Source organism: Paenibacillus sp. JCM 10914, assembly GCF_001315105.1.
Lineage (GTDB): Bacteria > Bacillota > Bacilli > Paenibacillales > Paenibacillaceae > Paenibacillus_AQ.
Window position 1 is genome coordinate 1 of sequence record NZ_BAZR01000054.1, and the last position, 10,165, is coordinate 10,165.

The window sequence follows — 10,165 nt, forward strand, 5'->3', positions numbered from 1 at the left end:
ATACGGGAACATCACCCTCAAATACAGACAACCAATATTCCTCTTGCTGTTTGTAACGGGCGGATTCAACAAACTTGCTCTGCCACACCGCATAATCCTTGTACTGAATAGGGATCTCCGAAAGCTCAAGTCCTTTGTATAGGAGTTGAAGCTCCCTTTGGAAAATCGCTAGTGAGACTCCATCTGAAATAATGTGGTGCAAATCAAGAAGAAGTAAGTGTTTCATCGGTTCCATCCGGATGAGCTTCACTCGCAACAAAGGTGCAATCGATAAACTAAAAGGACGTATGAAATGTCGTATTTGCCGCTTAGTATCTTGTTCGTCTGTACTTTGCTCTACTCTTAGATCGAAATCAACCCGATCATCTACAACTTGAACTAGTTCACCTTTAACGAACTGGAACGAAGTCCGAAATGACTCATGCCTTTGGATAAGTTTACGAAATGCTTTCTCTAACTTTTCAATTACGATCAATCCATCAACCATCAAAGCAACAGGCATATTGTAACTAGTTTGTGTTCCATTTATTTGATTGAGTATATACAATCTCTTCTGACTAGATGAAACTGGGTAATTATCTTGCAGTGCTGCCGGTACGAGTGGAATAGATTCGAAAATGTTCCCGTTCGCAGCCTTTACCTCGTCTATTGCAGCTGCGATTTGACGTAACGTTGGGTATAGGAACAAGTTCCTTAAAGGCAACTCCACACCCAATTCCTTGTTCAGACGTGTGACGAAATGCATAGCTTTAAGTGATTGTCCGCCCATCTCGAAGAAATGATCACCCATTCCTATATCTTCTACCCCTAGAATTTCTTCCCACATGGACACAAGCTTTCGTTCCAGTTCATTGACAGGTTGCTCATGTTCTAAGGAGCGTTTCTCCTCATCGGGTTCGGGAAGAGATTGGCGGTGCACTTTTCCATTAGCAGTTAAAGGTAGCTTGACCAGTGACATGAAAATAGAAGGAATCATGTAGTTTGGAAGTGTCTGTGACAAATAATCCCGAAGCTCATCGGCAGAGTAGGTTATATTCGAAACGTAGAACGCACAAAGATACGCTTGACCCTTGCGGTCAACTTTGTTCATCACGACGCATTCTTTTATTCCTTCAATCTTGAGTACGATGGACTCAATCTCTTCTAGTTCTATCCGGTACCCCCTTATCTTCACCTGTTGATCTATCCGTCCGAAAATTTCCAACGTCCCGTCTGGTAAATAACGCCCCAGATCCCCAGTTAAATAAAGCCTGTCTCGGGTGTCATCAAATGGATCCTTCAGAAACACCTTGCTGTCCTATCCGGTTGATTGATATATCCGCGCCCTACTCCGATACCGGAAACACATATTTGTCCCCTGACTCCTACTGGACATAGATTCATATATCTATCCACTACATAAACATTCATGTTTTGAATAGGTCTGCCAATGGAGATCAGATGGGCGTCAGGTGACCTATCCATAATGCAGTGTGTGATGTCATCAGAAGCTTCTGTTGGTCCATAAGCATTAACCAATGGGATGTTTGGATATTTGACAAACCAAGACTCGACCAAGGGCTTGCTCAATGCTTCTCCGGTTACCAACATGAATTCAAGCCGAGACAATACCATATCAAAGACATCTCCTGAGGTCTTTATATATTCCAATAAGGCGGTTAAATAGGAAGGGACGACCTCCAAAACAGTAACACCGTCCTTTTGTACCTGGAGCAGCATATGTTCAAATTGATGGATGAGCGCGTTTTGATAAATAATGCAAGTGCCACCGGATACAATCGTAGAAAAAAACTGCCAGACGGAAATATCAAAACAATGTGAAGCTGTTTGAGCAATAATGCTAAGCTCCGTAATTTGTAAATCACTCAACTTGGCATAAATGTGATTCATCATCCCGAGATGCTCGATCATTACACCTTTTGGCATTCCTGTCGAACCGGAAGTATAAATAATGTATGCCAACATATTCATGGAAACAGGAACATCAATATTGGACGAATCAGTGGCATCCAACTCACATGCTATTTTGTTTATTTCAATCCAAGAAATCTCCGAGAAAGTGGACAAATGTTGCGGATAATTTCTCAAATCGTCCGATAGAATGAATGAGATACCAGAGTCATCCACAATGTGGCGTAGTCTCTCTGTAGGATAGTTGGAGTCAAGTGGCACATAGGCCGCACCAAGTTTCCATATCGCCAGAATGCTGATCATCATCTTGGGTGATCTGTCCATATAAATCCCAATCAACTGTTCTCTGAAATCCCCACACTTCTGCAAATAGCGGGCCAATTGATTCGAATATTGATTTAATTCAGAGAAAGTCAGTTGCTCCTCTCCAGACACAAGAGCGACTTTATCAGGGTTTTGTTCTGCGAAGTACTCAAGTTGATGAATCACGGTCTTCTTTGGCACACCTGTCCCATTCCTACCGTGGAAGCCATCAAGTATACTCTTTTCATATGTGGACACCAGTTGAATGTCCTTGATGCTTCGGGAACTATCCAGTATGATTTCTCTCAGCAATTCTAAGAAGTGGAGGGACATACGACGGATCGTTTCAGGTTTGAATAATTTCGTGCAATATTCAAACATAAACAACAGGCGATTCTCCGATTCTTCAGCAAACAACATCAAGTCAAATTTTGAGACATTTGAGTGAACCGTAAGTGCCTCAACATGGTTTGTCCAATCTACTGTATGCAGATTGTTCTGAAACACAAACATCGTATCGAAGACTGGGTTTCTGCTCAGATCCCTTTGCAAATCAAGCAACTCTACCAAATGCTCGAAGGGATAATCCTGGTGCTCGAACGCTAATAGAAAGCTCTCTTGGACTTCATTGGCAAATTCAACAAACGTCCGTTCTCCAACCGGGAAATTCCGAATAGCAAGCGTGTTAACAAACATACCTACAACATCGGTTAAGCAGGCAAACTTGCGACCAGAGACAGGAATACCGATGATGATATCCTCCTGTCCTGAATATTTTGACAACAATACGTAATAGACCCCTAGAAGTATCGAATGCGGCGTAGTTTTAGTCCTAGCGGCCAGTTCGCGAAGGGGAGTGATCAGCTCTTCACCCAAAGTAAACGAATGCCGATCCCCTTCGAATGATTGTACTGGTGGTCTAGGATAATCCGCAGGTAAATCGAGAATAGGAATTTCTCCTGATAACGTTTGGAGCCAGAATTGTTCATGCTCATACCACCAATCCGAGTCCAAATACCGTTTTTGCCACACCGCGTAATCTTTGTATTGGATTTCATTAGGTGGAAGAGTTCCTCCAACGCACATTTCCAGTAGTTCCTTCATTAAGACTTCCGTTGAGATCCCGTCAGTTATAATATGATGAATATCCATTAGCAAATACGGGAATATACCGTCTCGTGAGATTAAATGAATTCGTATTAAGGGAGCTGACCATAAATCGAATGGTTTTATTAACAGCTCGGCGCATTCCTCAATGGTCTCCGTCCCCAATTCCACTCTATGAATGGTAAAACTGACTGGCGGATGAATTTGCTGTACAGGCTCTCCGTCGATCCAATGAAAAGAGGTCCTTAAGCTTTCATGTCGATGAACCAATTGATTCATAGCCGATTCAAGTGCTTCCTGATTAATGGTCCCTTTCAGCTGAAAAGTTGAGTAATATTATAGTTGGTCGTTTCACCGGTTAATTGGCTTAGAATCATCAAGCGTCTTTGAGCTGAAGATACCGGGTAGTACGGCTTCTCCTCCGCTTTCACAATCGGGAGATCTTCAAATCTCTCCTTGTCTTCACATAAGCGAGCCTGTTCGGAAATGGTAGGATTAAGAAAGATTTCCCTTAGCGTAAATTTAACAGAGAGTTCATCATGAATTTGGTACTTTAATGCTGCTGCCCGTAGAGAATGTCCGCCTAAATCGAAGAAGTTGTCATGAACACCAACACGGTCCACATTTAGAACGGCCTTCCATATAGCAGCCAATCTCTTCTCAATTGGAGTAGATGCTTCTACAAAGTCAACCCCGAGCTTAAGCGACTTAGCCCGTTCCCGAAGAGAGTGAAGATCAACCTTTCCGTTTCTCAGCATAGGAAACTTATCAAGTTGCGCATACAATTGGGGGATCATATAATCCGGCAGCGATTTCTGGAGAAATTGCCTCAATTCTTGTACGCTATACTCACATTCCATTAACAGATAAGCACACAATACTGGTTGATCCTTATCATCTTGGATTGACATCACAATGACTTCAGAAATCCCTTCAAGCCGGGCCAATTGCCACTCGATCTCTTTTAACTCAACTCTATTGCCTCTTATTTTCACTTGATGGTCGTTCCGTCCAATGTACTCTAACAAACCATTTGGCAACCAACGAACGATATCTCCGGTTCGGTACATCTTTTCTCCGAAACGAAACGGATTGGAAACGAACCTCTCTTCGTTTAAATCTGGACGACCAAAGTACCCTCTGGCAACCCCATCTCCACCAATAAACAATTCCCCTGTTATTCCGGGTGGCATCAATTCCATGTTGCTGTCCACTACATAGGCGTACTGATTTTGAAGTGGTCTGCCAATCGGAACCAGCTTGCTCGACCCCCAATTATTACTCTCATGGTGATCTAGTATAAAAGCCGTTGAACTGATACATGTCTCCGTCGGACCATATACATTCAACACGGTGGGCGATGAATGGAACTTCTTCATAAACGCTTCGGCAAAATCTCTTTGCAGTTGTTCTCCTCCGATAATCAAATGACTTAATGTTAACCGCCCTTCCCAGCATGCTGAGTCTAGAAGCCGAGTAAGCGTTGGAGTAATATCCGAAATATTTATTCCATTGTCCTCGTAATAACAAGCTAGTAATTCGCCGTCCTTACGTACTGACTCTGGAACGATATATAGCGTATGCCCCATAAGCAAAGAACCGAAAATTGTCTGTACGGACGCATCGAAATGATAGGGCGCAACCAATGAAAAACGAAGGGGATCCGGATTTCTACCCCATACCATAACGAAGAAAGTCTCAAGAAAATTCAGAACATTTCGGTGTTCTAACAAAACACCTTTGGGTAGTCCAGTCGTACCCGATGTGAAAATAAGATAACAAAGATCTTCCGTTTTGTTCACGCTAGTCAAATTTTCTGTATCACCTGAACACAGAAGTGGGCCGTTTATGGCGATCACATGTGAGCAGACTGGGGCTTGATCCGTGAGCTCCGACCTGGTCAACAATACAGCAACTTCTGTTTGATCGAGAATCGATCGAATCCGCTTTTCCGGCGCTTCGATATCCAAAGGCAAATAGGCTGCACCCGCTTTAAGAATGCCCATAATTGCGACGACCATTTCGATTGATCGGTCTAAATAAACTGCGACGACATCCTGAGGATTAACACCGATTTCGCGTAGAGATCGAGCCACTTGATTCGCTCTCCGATTTAAGTCTTCATAAGTAAGGTTATGATCCCCGCTCACAACTGCTATCGCATTCGGAGTAAGAGAGGCTTGTTCTTCAAAGCACTCGTGCAAGGTGGCAGATGGAAGTTTACTTTGTTCCATGTGTTTGTCCTGATGTATCTTTTGCAAAATCCGTGCTTTCTCTTCAGATGACAAAAGTGATACCTTGGAAAGGCTTATATTTGGATATTCCACAATCTCTCGAATCAGTTGGACATAATGTCCAGATATCATTTGTATTGTTTCTCTCTTAAACAGATTTGTGCTGTAATTAAAGCGAAGTTCTATTTCTCCTATTCCTTCGAAAGCTTCTAACGTTAAATCGAATTTAGCATTCTCGTTTGTATTCGTTAACGGAGTAACTGTTACTCCATCAAGTTTAATTGTATAATCGGAAACCCGAGCAAAATTTTGCATGACAAACAGAGTATCGAATAATGGATTTCTGCTTAAATCCCTATGAACCCCCAGCGCTTCTATTAACTCTTCGAAAGGATACTCTTGGTTTTCATAAGCATCCAAAGCGTTTTGCTTGACTTCTGCCAAGAATTCAACAAAGGATTTATTCGACTCCGGACGATTGCGCATGCAAAGCGTATTGATGAACACGCCGACCACCGATTGAAGATCATGATGGGTTCGGCCGGCAATAGGAGTACCGACCACAATATCGTTATTGCCGCTGTATTTGGCCAGAAGAATTTGATAGACCGCCATCAAAAACATAAAAATAGTAGATTCGGTCCTTGCTGTGAGCGACTTGATACGTTCGGTCAACGATTTGTCCAGAAGGAATGAATAAGAGTCTCCCTCGTACGAATAAACTGCCGGACGGGGATAATCCAATGGCAATTGAATGACGGGAACATCATCTTTCATCCTATCAAGCCAATATTCTTTTTGACGTTCAAAGTCACCATTTTCTTCCCGTTTCCTCTGCCAGAGAACAAAATCCTTATATTGTCGGGTAACAGGAAGTAGTTTATTTCCAGCGTATAATTGTGTAAGTTCATCCATGAGAATATTCATGGATACTCCGTCCGAAATAATATGATGCATATCAAACGATAATATAAATTCCTGCTCTCCAGTTTGAATAAGTAATGCCCGGACTAAAGGCGCCTGTTCAAGGTGGAACTGCTGGACAAAACCAAGTATGTCGACTTCGGTTACTTTACCCGTTGCCCTTCTGAATTCCATTCTAAATTCGACGGAGGGGTGAATGATCTGTACCGGTTTTCCATCGATCCAATCAAAGGATGTCCTTAAGCTGTCATGTCTTTCAATTAACGTTCGGATTGCTGAATCTAACCGTTCGGATTCCAACGGTCCCGACACCCTAAATACACCCGGCATATTATAGCTCGTCTTATCCTCCTGAAGCTGATGTAGGATAAGCATTCGTTGTTGGGCGGAAGACAATGGATAATGAGGAAGTTCGGCAGCCTTTTCAATCGGTAGATAGTCTGTATGCTGAAAAGCATTCATATAAACGCAAAGTCGCCGAACCGTAGCATGAGTAAATATATCTCTAATCGAGAGGTCAACAGAGAACTGTTTCTTAATACCCGCGCTTAGAACCGCCGCATTCAAGGAATGACCCCCGAGATCAAAAAAGTTGTCGTCAATCCCGATCGAGTTCGCATACAACACTTCTTCCCATAAGCGTACCATTTCACTTTCCTCATTATTGGTCGGAGGAACATACTCAACTCCGGAATCCATTTGATGCTCTGGATCAGGCAACGCGCTCCGGTTCACTTTGCCGTTCCTCATGACAGGGATTTGTTGAAGTCTTACAAACTGGCCGGGGATCATATAATCCGGTAACCGGTTATGAAGAAAGAGCCGAATATCCCGTATCGTCAGATCTGCAGAAGATTCAAGATAAGCACAAAGGTAGCTTTCTCCCCAACTGCGGTTTTTCAGAGTGACTACAACTTTATTAATCTTGTCATGCTGAAGCATATGAAATTCAATTTCTCTTAATTCAACCCTGTTCCCTCTAATTTTTATTTGATGATCAATTCTTCCTAAATATTCTAAATCCCCATTCGGCATCCATTTTACAAGGTCACCAGTTCTGTACATCTTCTCACCCGGACGGAACACATTTGGAACAAATTTCTCTTCTGTCAACTTCGGCCGATTGAGATATCCTCTAGCTACACCGGCTCCGGCAATATACAACTCACCAACGACTCCTGTAGGCAGCAACTCCTTTGAGGGCCCTAAGACATAAACTCTCTGGTTGGGCAAGGGTCTGCCAATCGGAACATAATTAGAATGAATCACCGTACGGTCTTCAGGAATTCTGTACCAGGTAGAATTGACGCAAGACTCCGTCGGCCCGTAAACATTGAACAAAGACGGTTGATGATCAAACATTTTAAAGATATCGTTAGCTAATTTTACGGGGAGAGCTTCTCCCCCGATCAACATATAGTTCAACGTTCTGATCTTCATATCCGAAACGGATACGATTAATTGAACAAGAGTAGGGGTAATATCTGTGATGTGTATTTGGTTTTCGTTAAAAAACCGAATAAGCTGAGTTCCGTCCCTGCGTACGGCTTCAGGTACAATGTGTAAGGAATGGCCAAGTAACAAAGAGCCATATAGAGGTTTAATCGATGAGTCGAAGTAAAAAGGTGCAATTTGGGAAAAATTTAGAGGATTTCCCGATAAGCCATGGATGCAATGAAAGAATGTGAATACAAAATTAACAACACTCCGATGTTCTAAGATCACACCTTTCGGTGTGCCCGTTGTGCCCGAAGTATAGATGATGTATGCTGCATCGTCCGCTGTTGCAATAGCTGTAAGATTCTCCGCATTCGGATCATAATTCGTCTCGTCCTCCAAAATATAAACATTTACCCCGAAGCCATCGATCACGTCCATTCGATGCTGCTGCACTAAGCAATGTTTGGATTCCGAATCACTTAAAATGAAACGAATTCGATCCTCAGGTAGCTCGGGATCTAAAGGCAAGTAGGCCCCTCCAGATTTCAAAACGGCAATGATCGCAACTATCATATGAATGGAACGATCTGCCAAGATCCCGACAATATCATTGGGCTTGATACCATCGCTTCTCAACGTTCTGGCCAAACGGTTGGACTTCTCATTTAACTCATGGTAGGTTAAGGAAACTCCATCCATAGTGACAGCAACCCGGTTTGGTGTCCTAGCTGCCTGAACTTCAAAGCACTCCTGAAGGGTACCTTCGGCTGAAACCTGAAATGCCGTATCATTATAACGATCTAACAAACTCTTTTCATCTTCCGTAATTAATTCAATTTGTGCCAGCTTAGCATTTTTCAGTTCGCCAATAGACCGAAGCAAATGTTCGAAATAAGCACACCACTTATTGATCGTTTCTCTATCAAATAACTTACAGTTATATTGCACGAAACCATTTAATTCCTCGCCGTTTTCCATGAACGTAAATGTCAAATCAAACTTCGAAATTTCTGCTTCCCAAACATAGGGAACAACCGAGAGATCTCCGAAAGAAAAACCAGAACTGTCCATATTCTGGAAAACCAGCATCGTATCAAATAACGGAGTGCGGCTTAAATCCTGTTGAACATTCAACTTCTCGACTATGTCTTCAAATGGAATATCTTGATTTTCCATAGCTCTCCATGTATTTACCTTTACTTCCGACAGAAACTGTAAGAATGTTTTCTCCGATGAGGGCTGGTTTCTTAGTGGTAACGTATTAATAAAAGCCCCTACAAGGTTCTGCAAATCTTCATGAGATCGCCCAGCTACGGGTGTACCCACTACGATATCTTCCTGACTTGTCAATTTGGAAAGAAATACGGTGTAAAGTGCCAGAAGGACATTGAACAAAGTAGCACCGCTTTCGGCAGCTAATTCCTCTAATTTATTCCTTGTTATTCGATCAACAACAAATCCAATTTGACCGCCTTCTGTCCCTTTCATCACTGGACGTGGATAGTCCAAAGGCAAATGGAGAGAAGGAATTTCGTCGGAAAACATATTACTCCAATAGGCTTCTTGAACTTCAAAGTGTCCCTCTATCTTCAACTGATTTTGCCAGAAGGCATAATCCTTGTATTGCAATACTGGAGCAGGTAGCGTATTCCCCTGATAGAGTTCAGAAAACTCCCTCATCAAGACATTAACAGATACTCCATCGGATATGATGTGGTGCATGTCGAATAAAAGAGCGTATTTCTGCTCTTCATATTCCACTAAAGCCGCCCTAAATAATGGCGCTTGTTCTAAATCGAAAGGTTGGATGAAACGTCGGACGATATACTCTAATTCCAATTGCTCAGCAGTAATAAATTCCAGGGGAATGTCAATCGACGGCTGCACTTTCTGAACGGGTTCTCCGTCTTGAATAAAGAAGAACGTTCTTAGACTTTCATGTCGTTTCGCCAACTCAGAAAGCGATTGCTTCAAGCGATTTTTATCCATTGCACCACTGATCAGAAAAGCCGCAGGTATGTTGTATCCGATGCCTTTTTTATCAAATTGCTGGATCAAGTACATTCTCTTCTGAGTCGGTGATACTTGATAGTATTCCTGTGCTGCAACCGTTTGAATAGAGAAAGGACCTTCTTTATCCGCAACGGATAGCTTCCTAGCTAATCGCTCAATCGTCGGGTTCTCCATAATTTCTCGGAGTGCGACTTTGATTTCCAATTCCCTCGAAATAGATAGATTCATTTTTG

3 protein-coding genes are annotated in these 10,165 nt (G+C 42.5%); all 3 read right to left on the reverse strand.

Features of this window, described 5'->3' with window-relative positions; genetic code table 11:
* On the reverse strand, nucleotides 1-1,288 hold a 1,288-nt coding region (locus JCM10914_RS27725; RefSeq protein WP_148300276.1), incomplete at its 3' end, for a condensation domain-containing protein.
* The gene (locus JCM10914_RS27730) at nucleotides 1,279-3,600 is read right to left on the reverse strand and encodes a condensation domain-containing protein (protein ID WP_023967408.1); all 2,322 of its coding nucleotides are present in this window, start codon (nucleotides 3,598-3,600) and stop codon (nucleotides 1,279-1,281) included. The genes JCM10914_RS27725 and JCM10914_RS27730, both read right to left, overlap by 10 nt.
* 35 nt (nucleotides 3,601-3,635) lie before the next feature.
* Nucleotides 3,636-10,136 carry a non-ribosomal peptide synthetase gene (locus JCM10914_RS27735; RefSeq protein WP_206778017.1) on the reverse strand — a complete coding sequence of 2,167 codons (6,501 nt, stop codon included), beginning with the start codon at nucleotides 10,134-10,136 and terminating at the stop codon, nucleotides 3,636-3,638.
* Between the last annotated feature and the right edge of the window lie 29 nt (nucleotides 10,137-10,165).